A 16,296-nucleotide genomic window follows, 5' to 3' on the forward strand; every position below is an offset into this window, starting at 1 on the left:
GTGTGTTCCTGAATGTTTCTTCATCTTCACAATAAAGGACATGATGTATACTCTATACATAATATATTGATAAGACTATATCAAATTATAAGGAATGATAAGCCCCTGTATCATGGTATATAAAAAGTGGTCAAAATATAAGCAATCGATAACTGTTATAATTTTACACTCTAGATAATCATTTTAAGATATTCAAAGAATCTAGACTTAAATTATTCCAATAATTACTAAATGGACCGGTCGGGATTTGAACCCGAGGCCTCCTGCTTGCGAAGCAGGCGATCTACCGCTGATCTACCGGCCCGTTACCAGAGAAATCAGTTGATTTCCTGTCCAATATAACAAATCCTAGCTATCATTGCATCAAGTTGAATATTGTCGCTTGAACCTTCTACCAAGCGGAACTCAGCGTCACCGAGTGCAATGATCACCTGGATCTTCTGCTTAGCCGGAATATTTTCTTTTCTTATGGCAGAGTGTATCCCCCTGATTATATCTATCCCGGAGAGGCCGTCCTCAATGAGCATCTTGTCCACAATCTCTCTTGCCTCGTTGAAGGAACCAGAGATAGCAGTTGCAGCAAGCTTCCTGAAGGATTCCCTGTTGGCCATTCCCTGGATCTCGTATATATTCATGGCCCCCGAATCCCCTGATGCCTTGACAGATTGCAGCACGTTTAGTGCCCTCCTCATGTCCCCCTCTGAGGCTTCCGCTATGGATAGCAGTGATTCATCGTTTATATTCATCTTCTCTTCCTTTGCGATGGTCTTCAGTCTATTCATCATATCTGCTGGCTTTATAGGGCGAAAACGCATCACAACGGTCCTTGACTGTATCGGTGGAATGATTTGAGATGAATAGTTGCATGAAAAAATGAACCTGGTTGTCGATGAATATACTTCCATTGTCCTCCTGAGGGCAGCCTGAGCTTCCGGTGTCAGCTGATCCGCCTCATCCAGAAATATTATCTTAAAACCCAGATCATTGGAAGCCTTGATTCTTGCGAAATCTTTTACGTTTTCCCTTATTACATCAATACCTCGCTCATTTGACGCATTAAGTTCAAGAATGTACTGTTTCCATTCCTGACCAAACAGCTCCATTGCCAGAGCGAGTGCCGCGGACGTCTTGCCTATTCCAGCTGGACCAGCAAATATAAGATGCGGCAGTTCCCTGCGTTCTACAAAGGATTTCAGCTTCCTGACAATCTCCTCCTGCCCCACGATCTCTGAAAGCTGCGTCGGCCTATATTTCTCAGTCCAAATGTCTATCATCCAGTCCCTCTTTTCTATGGTTCATGGCAAGCGGCACTTAAAATATTGTCTATGGCACATCTATTTTATTTGCTGTACTGATATGGCATTGATGCAGACCATCGTCGTATTGGCTTCGGGAAACGGATCCAATTTTCAGGCAATATCGGATGCAATTAAATCTGGAGAAGTTGATGCAAAAATTGTACTTCTTATCTCTGACAGAAGAGACGCATACGTTCTGCAGAGGGCTACTGCGGAGGGAATACCCAGTAAAACCTTCCACCATGACAGGAGCAACCCTGAATTGTTTTTCAGGAAGATCAGGCAGGAAATAGAATCAGCTAACCCGGATTTAATTGTGCTTGCTGGATTCAACCGGATACTTCCATACTGGGTCATTGATGGATATAGGGCCATAAATCTGCACCCTGCGCTACTACCATTATTTGGGGGAAAGGGCTTCTACGGCATGAAAGTTCACGAAGCCGTGATCAAGAGTGGGGCCAGGTTTTCTGGATGTACAGTTCATTTTGTCACAGAGGAGGTAGACGGCGGCCCCATTATAGTGCAGAGAATGGTGGATGTCCTGGATGATGACACGCCGGAATCGCTTGCTGAAAGAATACACAGGGAGGAGCACATCGCAATTATTTCCGCAATGAAAATCGTACTCAGCGGGAAATACAGAATCGACGGCAAACGTGTGAGGTATTCCCAAATCCAACCGTAAAAAATGAAAAAGGGGTGTCCATGGTCACTCCAAAGCAAATTTATATCCATACTGGATTATGCCGCTTTTACCGTCCTCGCCTATACGCCTGAAAACTGCTCTCACCCTCTTGCCTATTTCCACATTACTCCCGTCGGTGTCAACAATCTGTCCGGTAAGTGTGGGGCCCTCATCCAGTTTTATAAGGGCTAAGGTATACGGTCGCTGCCTGACAAAGGAAGGAGGGGCTTCATGCACAATGGTGAATGACACTATCTCTCCCTTTCCGGTAAGTTCCAGTGGCTTCATTTTCCCTATACTTTCTCTATGACACTGTGGGCACACATCACGAATCGGGAAGTATACCTTTCCGCAGTTTCCGCACTTGTTTGCCATGATCCTGTATCTGTGATCAGACTCTCTCCAGAATCTGGATAGTTCACCCATTTCACTCGCCTCCTACAATGTGCACAATCGAAGTTGATCCAGTGCCGGCCATATTATGTAAAAGTCCATATCTCGCGTCCTTGACCTGTCTTTTATCAGCCTTATTCTTAAGTTGCAGGAATGCCTCCACGAACTGTCCAACGCCAGTAGCCCCGAGTGGGTTCCCTTTTGCCTTCAATCCGCCGGAAGGATTTACCGGCAGCCTTCCGCCTAGCTTTATATCCTCTTCAACCAGCGTATTTGCCTTACCCTTAGCCGCAAATCCCAGATCTTCTAGCTCCATCAGGCCATATATGCTGTATGAGTCATGTATTTCCGCGAAAGATATGTCTGAAGGTTTCAGGCCGCCTTTCATAAAAGCATCTCTCGCGGCAGCCCTTGTTGAGTCGAGTGTGTAAAGCGAATTTCTGCTGTGCAGTGCAAGATAGTCCTGCGAAATTGCCGAGGAAATAATTCTCACTCCGTCAAGCTTGTTCTTTTTCATATATTCTTCCGAAACAAGGACCACAGCAGAAGCTCCATCTGTAATTGGGCTGCAGTCCATGAGATTAAGCGGTTCGGCTACAGAGGTTGCGTTCATAGCCTGATCCAGGGTTATTTTATTCTTGTAGTGGGAATGGGGGTTCAGTGAAGCGTTTGCATGATCATTTACTGACATCATTGCAAGGGACTCCTTCTTCACATTGAAATCCTTCATGTACTTGCGAGCCGATATAGCGGCAAGCGCTGCAGGCGTTGCCCCGAAGAATGCCTCCCACTCCCTGTCCAGAAGCGAAGACAACATGTCGAGGACTTCGTTGCCAAATATATCAGTCATCTTCTCAACTCCTCCCACGGCCACGACGTCGTATTCTCCAGATCTAATTGCTAAATAAGCTTCCCTGACTGCAGCGCCTCCAGATGCACTGGACGCCTCAATCCTTACTGCCGGTATATTGTTCGTAGCTATGCCTGAGAAATCCGCTATAAGGGAACCAATGTTTTCCTGACCGTTAATAATTCCGGCCAAGCTGTTGCTCCCGTAGAGAATCTGGACATCTTTGGAGTAAATACCTGCATTCTCTATTGCCTTGAGGCCAGCCTCCACTGCAAGGTCCCGCAGAGATTTTTCCCAGAGCTCACCGTACTTTGTTTCACCTGCTCCTATTAAGTATACGTTGTTACTCAACATCCTCACCCAGAACTATCTTTTTCTTGAACTTCGCATAAACGGCATAATCGATCCACTCGACGTCGGAGAGCATATCACTGATTGTCGGCGCGGCATGCCGTTCCATCTTCTCGATCTCCTCGGTTACAGTGATATCAAAGGCATCCGATCCCGCCCCGGACCCGAAAGATACCGCCAGAATCCTGTCTCCAGGTTTTGCCTTATCGAGTACCGCAGAAAGACCAGTCATCATTGCGCCAGAATATGTGTTCCCAATATACGGTGTAAGGAGGCCGTCTTTGTACTGTGCCTCGGTGAATCCCAGGGTCTTTGCGGCCCTCGTTGGGAATTTTCCATTAGGCTGGTGGAAGATTGCATAATTGTAGTCTTCAGGTTTCGTTCCTGCCCTTTCCATCATCAGCTTTGATGCGGTGAGTGTATGCCTGAAGTAGGCCGGTTCCCCAGTGAACCTTTCTCCGTGGCTTGGGTAGGGTTGCCCTTCCCTTCTCCAGAAATCCGGAGTGTCTGAAGTAACGGAAAGAGTATGATTGATTTCAGCGACCACATTCTTTTTTCCTATTATGAATGCTGTTCCGCCAGCGGAAGCTGTATACTCAAGTGCATCGCCCGGTGCTCCCTGAGAGGTGTCAGATCCGATAGCAAGACCGTATTCAATAAATCCCGAGTCCACCATTGCCTTTACGTTCTGCATTCCGGCCGTACCGGCTTTGCAGGCAAATTCATAATCCGCGGCAAAAAGTGTGAAATCGCAGCCGAGAGCGGCCGAAACAACCGTAGCCGTTGGTTTGACAGCATATGGATGGGACTCAGAACCTATATAAATGGCGCCGATATTCTTTGGGTCTATCCTCGTCCTTTTCAGGGCATTTCTGGCCGCTTCAACCGAAATTGTTATGACGTCTTCATCCGGAGCAGGTACAGATTTGCTGAGAACAAATATTCCATTCTTTATGTTCTCGGCATCCTCTCCCCATACCCGGGCAATCTCGTCAGGCTTGATTCTGTACTTCGGTATATAGGACCCATATCCAACTATTCCTGACATTTAATCACTCTGAAGGCTAACGATCGGGAGTATATAAAAACTAACGAATGGCTTTTCTGCGATCGTCGAATAGCGTTTCTTGGGGATGCAGGAGTATCTATCTTCATCAGGATATGGGTGGTTAGGCTAGCAGTTGAGGAATGCAGGAGTTCAGGAAAATTCATATACTCTATATATCTCCTTTATTCGCCGGTGGGCAAATGGATCAAATTTCACCTAATGCGAAGAAGGTATACGACGCTATGAAGAAGGTTGGTGCAATATCTGAGGACAAGCTGAAAACTGCGGACGACATAATGAAAGCAGCCTCAGTGGGAAAAGCTATAGTCACATCTGCGCTGCAGGAGCTTTCCAACAAAGGCTTCGTCAAAAGAATAGCAAGGCAGAAGAGTGCAGGATACTTTGTGGTGAAATAGAGTCCTTTATCTGTATCATAGTGCTATAATTCATTCATTTTGGTTCTGCCGTGCAGAACGGCAAAACGTTTTTTAGTGTCGGAAGATAACTGTCCATTGACAGCCAAACTTTATCTCAATAATATGTACCTGAAAGATTTTGACGCGGCGGTTAAGTCCATTGATGGAGATGGCATCATTCTTGACAGTACTGCATTTTACCCAACTGGTGGAGGGCAGCCGAACGATACCGGCGTCCTATCTGCACATGGAATAACATACGAAATCACGGACGTAACCAAGAAGGGACCTGATGTCGCTCACAGGATACTGGGTACGTCACAGCCGGAAGTTGGTGACATGGTCCATGGTACCATAGACTGGACGCGAAGATATGCACACATGCGCTATCACACTGCCATTCACATAATGGACGGGGTCGTAAACAGAGACTACTCTGACCGGGGGCTTATCACTGGAAGTCAGATATATGAGGACAGGGCAAGGGTCGACTTTGATCTCCCCGGAATAACCAGGGAACTGGCAGAGGAAATCATCGAGAAAGCTAACGAAGTGGTACGTGCGGGGCATAACGTGTATGCCAGGGAAATAACGAGAGAAGAGGCAGAAAAGATCCAGGGTCTTGCGAGGACCGCTCCCGGTAGAGAACTTATCAAGTCCCTGGATACAGTTAGAATCATAGACATATCCGGTTTTGACATGCAGGCTGACGGAGGCACACACGTTGCAAACACCAGAGAGGTGGGCAACATCATATTCAAAGGGATACAAAGCAAAGGTGCCCATAACAAGAGGGTGGAGTTTGTGCTTTCTTAGACAGGAAAGGATCTAATGCTGGAAATTGAGAGAATCGTCGTAGGAAAACTCTACACCAACTGCTATGTGCTGAATGATGACAGAGAATGCGCGATAATTGATCCTGGAGATGATTTTGTCCGGATAGATGATTATATCCGCTCGAAACAGCTCTCCCCAACATTCCTTATAGCAACCCATGGGCATTTCGATCATGTGCTTGCGGCCACAGAGTTTTTCTCAAAATATAGGCTCAGGTTAATGATCAACGAGAACGACCTTGTCTTGCTTGCTAAAGCCGCAGAGATGGCAAAAGAATTCACCGGCCAGGAATACGGGGTGGAAATTCCGCATGAAACCTTCCAGGACGGCCACGTATTTAAAATTGGAAGCCTGAGTATTACGGCAAAACAATATTCCGGTCATACTCCAGGAAGCACGATTCTCCAAGTTGGTGATGAAACGTTGTTGACAGGCGACACAATATTCAGAGGCAGCATAGGGAGGGTCGATTATGGCGGTTCTATTGAGAGCATGCGAAATTCTCTCAGAAAACTGAAAAATCTTGGGAAAAACTATTTGATCCTGCCTGGGCATGGGGAAAAGACCAGCCTCAACGCCGAGAAAGAGAATAACCCGTTCCTTTCTGATAATTTTCTGATCCGGTGAGACATCAAGCACTGTTAAAATGGGAGCAAAGGGCACAAAAAGTTTTCCGAAAACATTCCAGGATCTGCCCGATGGTCATAGGTTGCCGCATAACTTCAGGATTGTCTATAAACGTAATCGCGGAGCTCTTATTTTCTACGTGAGTTTACTTATTTCCTGAATTGAGCCTCACTTTAAATCACAATCCACTGCAATATTGGGCTCAATTATTAATAAATTAATCACTTCCAGGCAACGTATTCCTTTAATAGACTTTTAAAATCTGCAAAGGATTAAGATGGACGATCAATATGACATTATCATAGTGGGCGGGGCTTCTGCAGGACTTTCCGCTGCACTGTATTCATCAAGACTGGGCATGAAAACACTGGTAATCACCAAGGATATAGGAGGACAGGCGCTTCTTACAAGTGACATAGGAAATTACCCAGGATTTGAGAACATTGGTGGGCTTGAGCTGATGAACAGAATAAAGAAACAGTGCGAATTATATGGCACTAAGTTTCTCTATGACGAGGTCAAGAAGGTTAACTACGCCGAAGAAAGCTGTTTCGAGATAGTTACCAACAGTAACAATTTCATAACCTGTGCACTGATAATGGCTTTCGGGAAGACCCCTAGGGATCTCGGAGTACCCGGCGAAGAGAATTTCAAGTCCAAAGGCGTGTCTTACTGCGCAATCTGCGATGCACCTCTTTTCAAGGGTAAGGACGTAGCAGTTGTCGGAGCGGGTGATCCTGCACTGGAAGCCGCACAGATGCTCTCCGAACTCGCAAAAAAAGTCACCATCATACTGAGGGCGAAGACTCCTATTGGAGACGAGGAACTGATCAACTCCCTCAGGAAAAGACAAAACGTGGAGTTTCTTTATCACAGAAGCGTGACAGAGATAAAAGGTAAGGGAAAACTTGAAAAGATTCTGATCACCGATTTGGACAACAGGGACGCTGAGCCTGAAGAACTCAAAATAAACGGGCTTTTCATTGAGATGGGTTACGTGACAAAAACGGAATTCCTCAAAGAGATGCTGAGCATGAACGGTTTGGGGGAGATAATAACAAACAAGGACGGATCGACATCAATGCCAGGGATATTTGCAGCCGGTGATGTTACTGACATCCCGTACAAACAGGCTGTTATATCTGCAGGCCAGGGCGCCATAGCCGCTCTATCTGCGTACAACTACCTGCAGGCACTCAAGGGTAAGCCTCATGTCAAGAGCGACTGGAAAAAAGTGAAGACAGCTGAGGTGCATGCAGAGGAAAAAACTCAGTTTTTCCTCGGGTAGTCCCTTGCAAGTTCTTCTTTCACAGACCGCCTTGGTACCCTGATTTCTATCTCTTCTGAGAACTGTGATGAAATAGCTTCGAGTGACCTGTTCTTTGTCTCGGTTATGGTCAGGAGTGTAAGTATAGCACCAAGCATTGAGATAGCAAATAGGATAGCTATGACGCCCTGGAGCTTAAACATAAACTGCAGGACGGGCTCAAGAAACGTGAAAACACCGGCACCAAACTTTCCCATTGAAGCCGCTATACCGTGCCCGGTGGTCCTGAACTGCGTCGGAAACAATTCAGTGGGGAGTACGAAAGTCGTTGTATTCGGACCTAGGTTTCCGAAGAGAAACGAAATTCCATATACTGCAAAGAACAGGAAAAGGCTGTTCTCGATGGTCGTATAAGACAGCGCCAGAACTAGATATGCCATCGCCATCACAGTGAAACCAATCCACTGAAGCTTCTTCCTGCCAACTCTGTCCATGAGACCCACAGCTATCCAGTATCCGGGAATTTCAAACAGAGCCGCAAGCAGCGTGTTTCCGACGGCCAGATTGAAAATTGTCTGATGCACATTGCCTGCGACCACCCCATATCCAATACTCTGGAGTATGAGCGTGTTGTTAATCGATGTGCCGTAAAATGCCATATCGAAAAGTAACCACGAGCCGGCAGTTCCGATTATGAGCATCCGATACCTTTTGGCAGCTTCCAGAAATCCAACTCTCTTTACCTGCATCTGTCCCGCCGCATCAATGGACACTCCTGTCGCTTGCTTGACGGAAAGCGCGGCTCCTTCTGCATCTCCCTCAATCTGAAGTTTGAATCTCGGGGTTTCCTTGATTCTTCTGCGCAGATAAATGACAGCGGCAGCTGGAACCGATCCAAAACCAAGCATTAATCTCCACGCGTAATCAAGTGAAAGGAAATGGATTGACATAATGCCTATTAGTGACCCAGCCATCAAACCGAATCCCTGCATTGCAAATACTGAAGAAATAAGCTTGCCACGGTTCTTGACATTGGCATATTCGCTCATGATTGTGGAACTTACTGGATAGTCTCCGCCTATTCCTATGCCGAGTATGAATCTTGAAATAATGAGCATCGTGACATTGACAGAAAGGGCAGAAACAATCGCAAATACAACAAGAATGGTCATTTCCACACCATATGCGTACTTTCTCCCCTTGAGATCAGCAATGCGACCGAAAACAATTGCACCGACAAACGCACCAAAAAGAGCGGCAGAACCAATCATCCCCTCTTCCACGCTCACAGAGGAAAGGGTCGCACCCAGGATATTCACGGTCTGCGTTCCAAAAAAATTACTTTGAGAGGTTATATTAAAAACGCTAAGTATGGCGGGGAAAGCCGTGGACAGAACGAAAAGGTCATAAGCATCCGAGAAGAAACCCATTCCGGCCACAAAAATGGTCTTAATATGAAACCTTGAAGTTCTGGCGTTATCCAGATTCTCCAAAATTTTGTTTTGTGAATCCCGTTCTGCCATGCTAACGTAGTGAGAATCTTAAGATAGAGCATAACTATGATCTCAATAAACTATATACAATATATAGAAAAGTTATAAATAGAAAGATTAGACGAATCCAGCCTTCCCCTGAAACACCTCTTCTGACAATCTCCTGTTATCTCTCTCCCTGCGATAGAACATGGCAGCAAGGGCCATGGAATCCCTATAAAATTTCTCGACACCAAAATCTTGCAGGTATCCGTATCCCCCATGGGATTGAAGAGCCTGTTTACTGCACTTCTTGGCTAGTTCCACCGAAAGGTATTTCAATTCAAGCTTTTCACGCACGCTCAGCGTGTCCATCTCAAAGAGGAAGTTCTTTAGGGATTCAAGCTCCGAGTTAAGGTGGGAAAGGGAGAATGCCACAGGTTCGTAGTCCTTGAGAAGATGCTCGAATGTGCTCCTGACCTTTGCGTACTCGATAGCCTTTGTTAAAGCACCCTCTGCAATTCCAATTGCTATTGCTGATACGTCTTGATCTAGAGAGTCCATCAGCCGAGTCATTGCATCGAACCCTTCGGAATCAAGCAGCCTGAAATCAGTAGAATCTATAATTACCTGAGAGAATGGCAGTCCCCTGAAACCCAGTGAAGGAATCAATTTTCCCTTGGAAACCCCACTCTTTATCATGTATAGTTCCTTTCCAGTGTCTCCACCAAGGGCCAGCATTATCTTCGCATCGCTATTCAGAACAATGTCCTTTGTCCCAGATAGCGTGTTTCCGGAGACTAACATTTTGCTGGAACCAAAATGACCTTCCTGGACTTCTTCCAAAGCAACAGTAACGTTAGCTTTTCCGCCCGCTATGGAGCCAAGGAGCTCTGGGTCATCACTACCTGAAAGGAGGGGGTAAAACAAGGAATTGTTTATGAAAACCTTCATTGCTGCAGATGGAGAAGTTCTTGCTAGGTTGTACAGAATAATCTGGTATGCCTTTTCATCAATCCCTGATCCTCCCATTTCTACAGGGATCCTTGCCCCAAGAAATCCCTGGGCAGCCATCTTATGAATAGTATCATCTACGAGGCCCCCTCTCTCTATCTTAAGGGATGATCCTTCAAGCGTCTTCTCGGAGAATTCCCTGACGGTGTCTGACAGTATCTTATATTCTTCGCTGATCATTGTGATCCCTCATCTTTTGTGAGCATCCTTGCTATAATCAGTTTCTCAACTTCACTAGTTCCTTCCCAGATCTCCAATATTTTTGCGTCTCTGTAGAATCTTTCAAGGTCACTCGATATTCCAGTGATTCCAGTGAGTTCCATTGCCTTTTCAGCAGCAAAAACCGCTGCCTCCGCCGCCTGCCACTTGGCCATACTCGTAAGTATGGGATTAGGCTTGAACTGGAACAGGTAAGAAGCTGCCTTGTAGGTAAGGAGTCTTGCAGCCTCTATCTTGGTAGCCACATCTGCAAGGATGAACTGTGAACTCTCCGAAGTGGAATCTTGTGTACCCAGAGCCCTGGCCTTTTTTATATATTGAAGCATGCGATCAAAAGCTCCCTGGGCTATTCCAAGTCCCTGAGCGGCAACGTATACCCTGCTGATGTTAAAGAACGTCATGATGTGGTAAAACCCCTTGCCCTCTGGGCCAACGAGGTTTTCAACGGGGACTTCGACATTGTTCAGGACGAGTTCAGCAGTGTTTGTGGCCCTAACCCCCAGTTTGCCTTCCAGTTTGTTTGCCGTGAAACCCTTCGATTTAGTGTCAACGATAATAGTACTCAGGCCGTGGTGCCTTTTTCCATTTGGGGGGGATGTTCTCACGAGCATTACGACAAAGTCAGCAATCTGACCGTTGGTAATGAACATCTTCGCGCCGTTGATGATGAATCTATCCCCGCTTCTGGTAGCATTGGTCTTTATTCCAGCCACATCGCTTCCGCCACTTGGTTCTGTGACTGCAAGGCCCATTATGAGTTCACCATTGTTGACCTTGGTGAGGTATTTCTCCTTTTGCTGTTCGGTTCCAAAGAGCATTATAACCTCTTCGCCGAAAAGGGAGACTGTAGCGGAGATCCCGAGACCGGCATCAATTCTGCATAGCTCTTCTATGGCAAGAAGCATTCCCCATGGGTTCTGGTAATCAATGATTCCAGCCTCAAAAGCCTTCTTTCTGATCTCATTGGGATATTTCTCCTCCCGGTCGTATTTCTCTGCAAGGTCTGGCCTGAATTCTCTCAACCCGAATTCCCTGATCCTCTTCCTGATCTCTTCCAGTTCTTCTGGAAAATCGAAATCCATTCTATCACACTCTCTCGAAAATTACGGAATAGCCCTGACCGCCCCCAACGCATAACGTTGCAAGCCCATAATCTTTCTGTCTTGCATTAAGGGTCCTGGCCAGTGTTCCTGCAAGCCTTGCCCCAGATGCACCAAGCGGGTGGCCTATTGCTATTGCTCCGCCATTTACATTCACTCTTTCGGGTTCTATTCCCAGATCTTTAATGGCATTGAGTACTACCACTGCAAAGGCTTCGTTTATTTCCCACAGATCTATATCGTCCGCACTCATTCCCGCATTTTTTAGAGCCCTCTCCGAGGCCGGCACAGGTCCCAGTCCCATAATGGAAGGGTCAACTGCTGCCCAACCAAATGCTTTTACCTTTGCCATTGGCTTAAGGCCGTATTCCTTGAGTTTTCTTCCTGACATGACCATGGTGATTGAAGCTCCAGCATTCAGTGGAGATGAATTGCCAGCAGTCACTACACCATCAGATTTGAAGGCTGGCGGCAATTTCTGCATCTGTTCCAGTGTGGTATCACCCCTTATGCTCTGGTCCGCATCAACTATGACATTCTGTCCATTGCTCTCGACCTCTATGGGCAGGATTTCTCCTTTGAGGAAACCATCGTCCCGGGCCTTTGCAGCGAGTCTGTGGCTCCTGAGAGCAAACTCATCCATTTCTGGCCTCCCTATGCCTTTCAATCTAGCCAGTTTTTCCGCGGTGAGTCCCATGGAATAACCGGTGTTCATGTCGTATTTCATGTATTCTGGCCTGACGAGGAGCTTGATGCTTGGTTTCACGTGTGGATTATTCGAAAGCGGAACGTGGGTCATGTGTTCCATTCCACCGGCAAGAATGATATCAGATACACCTGTCATAATTTCCATGGCCCCAATGGTCAGTGCATTCAAAGACGAAGAGCAGGCCCGGTCTATTGACATAGCTGGAACGCTCACTGGCATTCCGGCGAGCAATACAGGGTGCCTTCCGCCATATAACCAGTTTTCATCAGCTTGCAGTGCACATCCCGTAATTACATCGTTTATCTCTTCGGGCTTGACTCCGGTTGAAGCTACTGCATCCTTTATTAGCTGACCTAGCGCTTCATCCATCCTGATTGAATTAAAAACATCCCTCTCCGGGTCATTTGGCCTCGATCTCGAGAAGGCAGTTCTTTTGTAATGCACCAAGTAGGCTTCCTCAGAAATTGTTATCACCTTATAAAGGCTAATTGATCATTATATTTTAGCGTTGGCTACACCGTTTTTATTGACTATGTGGTAATTTCTGCACTTAATCAGTATCTTATACAAAATCATTGCCACAGTTTATGGTGGCCGTTGGAATCTCCCACACAAATCATGACGTAACTAAAGTTAAATTAAGATTACCACTGTAATTGTAATCGGGGAGTTGTACCTGTATAGTCATCTTCTGGCTTGATCCGGGTTGTAATGTTATAGGTATGTCCGGGTTGATAGACACAACGGAGAATCCTTGAGTGGCGCTGGATAACCCACTAACAGTGTGCGTTGTAGTTCCGTGGTTTGACAGAGTAACTGTGAATGTGTGTACATTACCTGCCTGCAGAGTTTCAAAGTTTGCTGTCACGTACTGCACGTCAGGGCCCAGATATCCGCTCGTACCGCCAGCATAGTCGATATGCAGATCAACCAGAAATACATTGACGGTCCTGCCCGTGTCCATCTGAGTTGAGAAGAAAACAGAGGTCGATATTATAACCGCTACGGCAGCCACGAAGATCATCTGCTTTCTCTTCTTCCTAAAGTCGTCACCGACCGCTAGCTTTACCGGCTCCATTTCTGATACCGCTTTTAGCAAGTAGTACGATGTATATGAAACTTCTACCTAAAGGAGAGATGAATTTAAAGTGAATCCTGAGTTCATGATTTTAATGTTATCCACTCTAAAATCCATCACATGTTCTCAATAAGCATTAAATAATAAAGTAAGATGATTGCTGGACGCGGCATGACCAGTTCGATCGTGAGTCCAACGCTTGCATTCATACCAGAAAGTGAGTTGATAATCGATTACATAGTGTCATTTGCTGTTGCGATATTTGTTATTCTGTGGTGGTACAGGTCCTACAGCAGGCTTGACATTAAGCTCAGGACAATGCTTTCATTTTTTAGAAATAACTGGAAAAGGATGGTCGGCCAGTACCTTGGTTATGGAATCTTTCACAGGAAGAACCTTAAGAACAGATATGCGGGAATTATGCACTTCCTGATATCATACGGAATACTGATTCTATTCATCTGCACATCGCTGATAGCGCTTTCTCATGATATCCTGAAACAGCTTTTCGGCTTCGGCATTCTCAATGGAACCTTCTACCTGATATTCGAGGCGTTTTCAAATATCGGCGGAATAATGCTGATAGTAGGCCTTGTAATGGCACTTTACAGGAGACTGGCAAAGAAGGTTGTCCTTGAATCTGTCTTTGACGATTACATACTGATCGCTGGTTTGCTGATTATCGCCATCGAAGGTTTTGTGCTCGGCGGGCTGAAAATAGCCCTTGTTCCGCAATCTTATGATGTTTACCGCTTTTTGGAGTGGTCAATCAGTTCATGGTTCACATCCGTCGGCTTATCAGGTAACCTTGGCGTTGTCTTTTACAGGGATCTTTGGTTCGTGCATGTAATGACCGCATTTGCTGTCGCTGCCTACCTTCCATTTTCCAAACTCTCGCACATGGCACTGGCTGCCATAGGCATAGCTGTCAAGCCCAGACACCCGCGCGGGGAAATGCCTACACCATTTCTGCTGTCCGAGGCGCTTGAAACTGGGCAGTTCGATTTCAAGATCGGTTCAAAGACAGTTGGCGATCTTTCTAATTTCATGAAAATCGAGGCTCTGTCGTGTACAAACTGCGGCAGGTGCGAGAGGGCATGTCCGGCTGTTGCCGCGGGTTCAGATCTCAGCCCGAGAGTAATAGTCCAGAACATCAAGAAGGACGTGTACAGTGGGAAGGCAGAAATGAACCCATTGATTCTAACAGAGAATGCTTCCTGGTCGTGCACCACGTGCCAGGCGTGTGTGGAAGAGTGCCCTGTACTCATTGACCCGCAGTCTTTCGTCATGGAATCAAGAAAAACTCTAGTTATGGAGAATAAGGTGGGAAAGGAAGCTGGGAATTACTTCAACAATCTTACCAACGCTCAGAATCCTTTTGGAAACCCACCGAGTGACAGAGATGACCTTTTGAAGTATGCCCCCAAGTTCGAAGGGGACAAGGATGTCCTTTACTGGGTTGGATGCATGGGGGCGTTCGATCCGAGAGATAAACAGGTCACAATCACGGTTCTTAACCTGCTCACGAAGGCAGGAGTCAATTACGGCATATTAGGATCAGAGGAAAAATGCACGGGCGAAACAGCCAGAAGGATGGGTGAAGAGGGGAGATTTCAGGAACTCGTTCTGCAGAACATTGATACTTTCACTGCACACAACGTAAAGAAAATAATTACGGCATGCCCACATTGCTACAATACATTCAAGAATGAGTATCCAAAGTTCGGGCTGAAGGTGGAAGTACAGCATCATTCTGAATTCTTAAGCAATCTTGTAAAAGAGGGAAAACTCAAGGTAAAGAAAAATGCGGAAAACATTACCCTGCATGACCCTTGCTATCTCGGCAGGATAAATGGAGAATATGATAATACCCGATTTCTGGTGAAACAGTCAGGCGACCTGACTGAGATGGAAAGATCCGGATCCAAGAGCTTTTGCTGCGGAGCCGGTGGTGGAAACTATTGGAACAAGGTGCAGAGCCAGGAATCCATAAGCCACATCAGATTGAAGGAAGCACTCGGCACCAATGCTGATAAACTCGCTGTGGCATGCCCATTCTGTATGGCAATGATGGAAGATGCATCCAGGATACTGGATGCTCAGGACAAGATTAAGGTCAAGGACATAGCCGAGTTAATTTCAGAGAATCTTGAGTGAAATCGGGAAGAGTTTGTATAAAATCATTTAGGCTGCCTCATTGCGTCTGCGTCAACCTCCATTGTTCGGAATAAAGTATAAGACGTTTTGCATGATCCCTGCTATGAATTGGTGTTCTGATGGTAGATATAATAGTTCTTGTAAAACAGATGCCCGACCTTGAGCAAATCAAGGCCGACCCGTCCACCGGCGAACCTATGATAAAAAATGTGCCACTGAAGATGGAGACACTGAGTGAGAATGCTATTGAAGCAGCCGTTCAGGTGAAGGAGAAGAATGGCGGGAAGGTAACCGCAATCATTTTCGGCGATACCCAGTCGTCCAGTATCATGAAGAAGGCTTATGCCATGGGCGTTGACGAAGGATACGTTATAACCGGCTATGCAGGAAACAACCCTCCCTATACGGCGAAGGTGCTCGCAGACAAAATTAGCAAGATAAAGCATGATCTTGTGATACTGGGAAACCAGTCTGCTGATTCCATAACAGGACTCCTGTCGGGCATGATCTCCAAACTGCTTGCCGAACCACTTCTTGGAAACGCATCTTCCATAGAAATAAGCTCAGGAGTTGCAAGGATCAGGAGAATACTTGAGGATCGCACGACGCTTACCTCTGCTAAGATGCCGGCTATCATATCGGTTACTCAGGAGATCAACCAGCCTAGGCTTCCCGCTGTGATGCAGATTCTTGCAGCCGGTCGCAAGCCCATTAAAACTGAACCCACGCCTTTCCCCCATGTGGAATATACCAAAATACTTTCTAATCGGGC

The 16,296-nt window shown here is 46.2% G+C and carries 16 protein-coding genes and 1 tRNA gene; 7 read left to right on the forward strand and 10 right to left on the reverse strand.

From position 1 onward, the window contains the following. Positions 1–232: 232 nt before the first annotated feature. Together QW597_06020 and QW597_06025 are read right to left on the reverse strand one after the other, a co-directional pair. Positions 233–304 (reverse strand) — tRNA-Ala (locus tag QW597_06020). A 13-nt stretch (positions 305–317) separates the two neighbouring features. Next, a complete protein-coding gene (locus tag QW597_06025; protein ID MEM0156135.1) occupies positions 318–1,274 on the reverse strand; it encodes a replication factor C small subunit in 957 nt (318 codons plus the stop codon). An 82-nt stretch (positions 1,275–1,356) separates the two neighbouring features. Here QW597_06025 and purN point away from each other — a divergent pair, with 82 nt between their 5' ends. Then, a complete protein-coding gene (gene purN, locus QW597_06030; protein MEM0156136.1) occupies positions 1,357–1,986 on the forward strand; it encodes a phosphoribosylglycinamide formyltransferase in 630 nt (209 codons plus the stop codon). A 24-nt stretch (positions 1,987–2,010) separates the two neighbouring features. On the opposite strand, the gene QW597_06035 is transcribed toward purN, so the two are convergent. The 3 genes from QW597_06035 to QW597_06045 are packed head-to-tail and all read right to left on the reverse strand — an operon-like array spanning position 2,011 to position 4,628. After that, entirely contained in the window at positions 2,011–2,412 is a 402-nt protein-coding gene (locus QW597_06035) for a Zn-ribbon domain-containing OB-fold protein (protein ID MEM0156137.1), read from the reverse strand. 1 nt (position 2,413) lies between these two features. Further along, positions 2,414–3,583, reverse strand: coding sequence for a thiolase domain-containing protein (locus QW597_06040; GenBank protein ID MEM0156138.1), 1,170 nt, complete (start codon positions 3,581–3,583; stop codon positions 2,414–2,416). Further along, on the reverse strand, positions 3,573–4,628 hold the full coding sequence (locus tag QW597_06045) for a hydroxymethylglutaryl-CoA synthase (GenBank protein MEM0156139.1): 1,056 nt from the start codon (positions 4,626–4,628) through the stop codon (positions 3,573–3,575). Before QW597_06045 ends, QW597_06040 begins: the two co-directional genes overlap by 11 nt. Positions 4,629–4,828: 200 nt before the next feature. Between QW597_06045 and QW597_06050 the strand changes: the two genes are divergently transcribed. From QW597_06050 to QW597_06065, 4 genes are all read left to right on the forward strand, one after another. Beyond that, complete coding sequence (locus QW597_06050; GenBank protein MEM0156140.1) at positions 4,829–5,044, forward strand: transcriptional regulator; 216 nt, start codon at positions 4,829–4,831, stop codon at positions 5,042–5,044. A 96-nt stretch (positions 5,045–5,140) separates the two neighbouring features. Continuing rightward, a complete protein-coding gene (locus tag QW597_06055) occupies positions 5,141–5,860 on the forward strand; it encodes an alanyl-tRNA editing protein (protein MEM0156141.1) in 720 nt (239 codons plus the stop codon). 15 nt (positions 5,861–5,875) lie between these two features. Further along, positions 5,876–6,508, forward strand: a complete 633-nt coding sequence (locus QW597_06060; GenBank protein ID MEM0156142.1) for an MBL fold metallo-hydrolase — start codon at positions 5,876–5,878, stop codon at positions 6,506–6,508. Positions 6,509–6,785: 277 nt separating this feature from the next. Beyond that, complete coding sequence (locus QW597_06065; GenBank protein ID MEM0156143.1) at positions 6,786–7,796, forward strand: FAD-dependent oxidoreductase; 1,011 nt, start codon at positions 6,786–6,788, stop codon at positions 7,794–7,796. On the opposite strand, the gene QW597_06070 is transcribed toward QW597_06065, so the two are convergent. From QW597_06070 to QW597_06090, 5 genes are all read right to left on the reverse strand, one after another. Continuing rightward, entirely contained in the window at positions 7,778–9,298 is a 1,521-nt protein-coding gene (locus QW597_06070; GenBank protein MEM0156144.1) for an MFS transporter, read from the reverse strand. The two genes, QW597_06065 and QW597_06070, sit on opposite strands and share 19 nt — an antisense overlap. Positions 9,299–9,385: 87 nt before the next feature. Continuing rightward, complete coding sequence (locus QW597_06075; GenBank protein ID MEM0156145.1) at positions 9,386–10,441, reverse strand: acyl-CoA dehydrogenase family protein; 1,056 nt, start codon at positions 10,439–10,441, stop codon at positions 9,386–9,388. Next, complete coding sequence (locus QW597_06080; GenBank protein ID MEM0156146.1) at positions 10,438–11,562, reverse strand: acyl-CoA dehydrogenase family protein; 1,125 nt, start codon at positions 11,560–11,562, stop codon at positions 10,438–10,440. Before QW597_06080 ends, QW597_06075 begins: the two co-directional genes overlap by 4 nt. A 4-nt stretch (positions 11,563–11,566) precedes the next feature. After that, on the reverse strand, positions 11,567–12,763 hold the full coding sequence (locus QW597_06085; GenBank protein ID MEM0156147.1) for an acetyl-CoA C-acetyltransferase: 1,197 nt from the start codon (positions 12,761–12,763) through the stop codon (positions 11,567–11,569). Positions 12,764–12,905: 142 nt separating this feature from the next. Next, on the reverse strand, positions 12,906–13,367 hold the full coding sequence (locus QW597_06090; GenBank protein MEM0156148.1) for a hypothetical protein: 462 nt from the start codon (positions 13,365–13,367) through the stop codon (positions 12,906–12,908). A gap of 171 nt (positions 13,368–13,538) precedes the next feature. On the opposite strand from QW597_06090, the gene QW597_06095 reads away from it, so the two are divergent. Both QW597_06095 and QW597_06100 read left to right on the forward strand, forming a co-directional pair. After that, positions 13,539–15,524 (forward strand): heterodisulfide reductase-related iron-sulfur binding cluster, encoded by a 1,986-nt coding sequence (locus QW597_06095; GenBank protein MEM0156149.1) that lies wholly within the window; start codon positions 13,539–13,541, stop codon positions 15,522–15,524. 119 nt (positions 15,525–15,643) lie between these two features. Continuing rightward, the coding region (locus tag QW597_06100) for an electron transfer flavoprotein subunit beta/FixA family protein (GenBank protein ID MEM0156150.1) at positions 15,644–16,296 on the forward strand (653 nt) is incomplete at its 3' end.

The organism is Thermoplasmataceae archaeon, assembly GCA_038729425.1.
GTDB lineage: Archaea > Thermoplasmatota > Thermoplasmata > Thermoplasmatales > Thermoplasmataceae > B-DKE.

Coding starts and splice junctions, on each gene's coding strand:
- QW597_06025 (MEM0156135.1), bottom strand. CDS start 1,274: ATGATAGACATTTGGACTGAGAAATATAGGCCGACGCAGCTTTCAGAG.
- purN (MEM0156136.1), top strand. CDS start 1,357: ATGGCATTGATGCAGACCATCGTCGTATTGGCTTCGGGAAACGGATCC.
- QW597_06035 (MEM0156137.1), bottom strand. CDS start 2,412: ATGGGTGAACTATCCAGATTCTGGAGAGAGTCTGATCACAGATACAGG.
- QW597_06040 (MEM0156138.1), bottom strand. CDS start 3,583: ATGTTGAGTAACAACGTATACTTAATAGGAGCAGGTGAAACAAAGTAC.
- QW597_06045 (MEM0156139.1), bottom strand. CDS start 4,628: ATGTCAGGAATAGTTGGATATGGGTCCTATATACCGAAGTACAGAATC.
- QW597_06050 (MEM0156140.1), top strand. CDS start 4,829: ATGGATCAAATTTCACCTAATGCGAAGAAGGTATACGACGCTATGAAG.
- QW597_06060 (MEM0156142.1), top strand. CDS start 5,876: ATGCTGGAAATTGAGAGAATCGTCGTAGGAAAACTCTACACCAACTGC.
- QW597_06065 (MEM0156143.1), top strand. CDS start 6,786: ATGGACGATCAATATGACATTATCATAGTGGGCGGGGCTTCTGCAGGA.
- QW597_06070 (MEM0156144.1), bottom strand. CDS start 9,298: ATGGCAGAACGGGATTCACAAAACAAAATTTTGGAGAATCTGGATAAC.
- QW597_06075 (MEM0156145.1), bottom strand. CDS start 10,441: ATGATCAGCGAAGAATATAAGATACTGTCAGACACCGTCAGGGAATTC.
- QW597_06080 (MEM0156146.1), bottom strand. CDS start 11,562: ATGGATTTCGATTTTCCAGAAGAACTGGAAGAGATCAGGAAGAGGATC.
- QW597_06090 (MEM0156148.1), bottom strand. CDS start 13,367: ATGGAGCCGGTAAAGCTAGCGGTCGGTGACGACTTTAGGAAGAAGAGA.
- QW597_06095 (MEM0156149.1), top strand. CDS start 13,539: ATGACCAGTTCGATCGTGAGTCCAACGCTTGCATTCATACCAGAAAGT.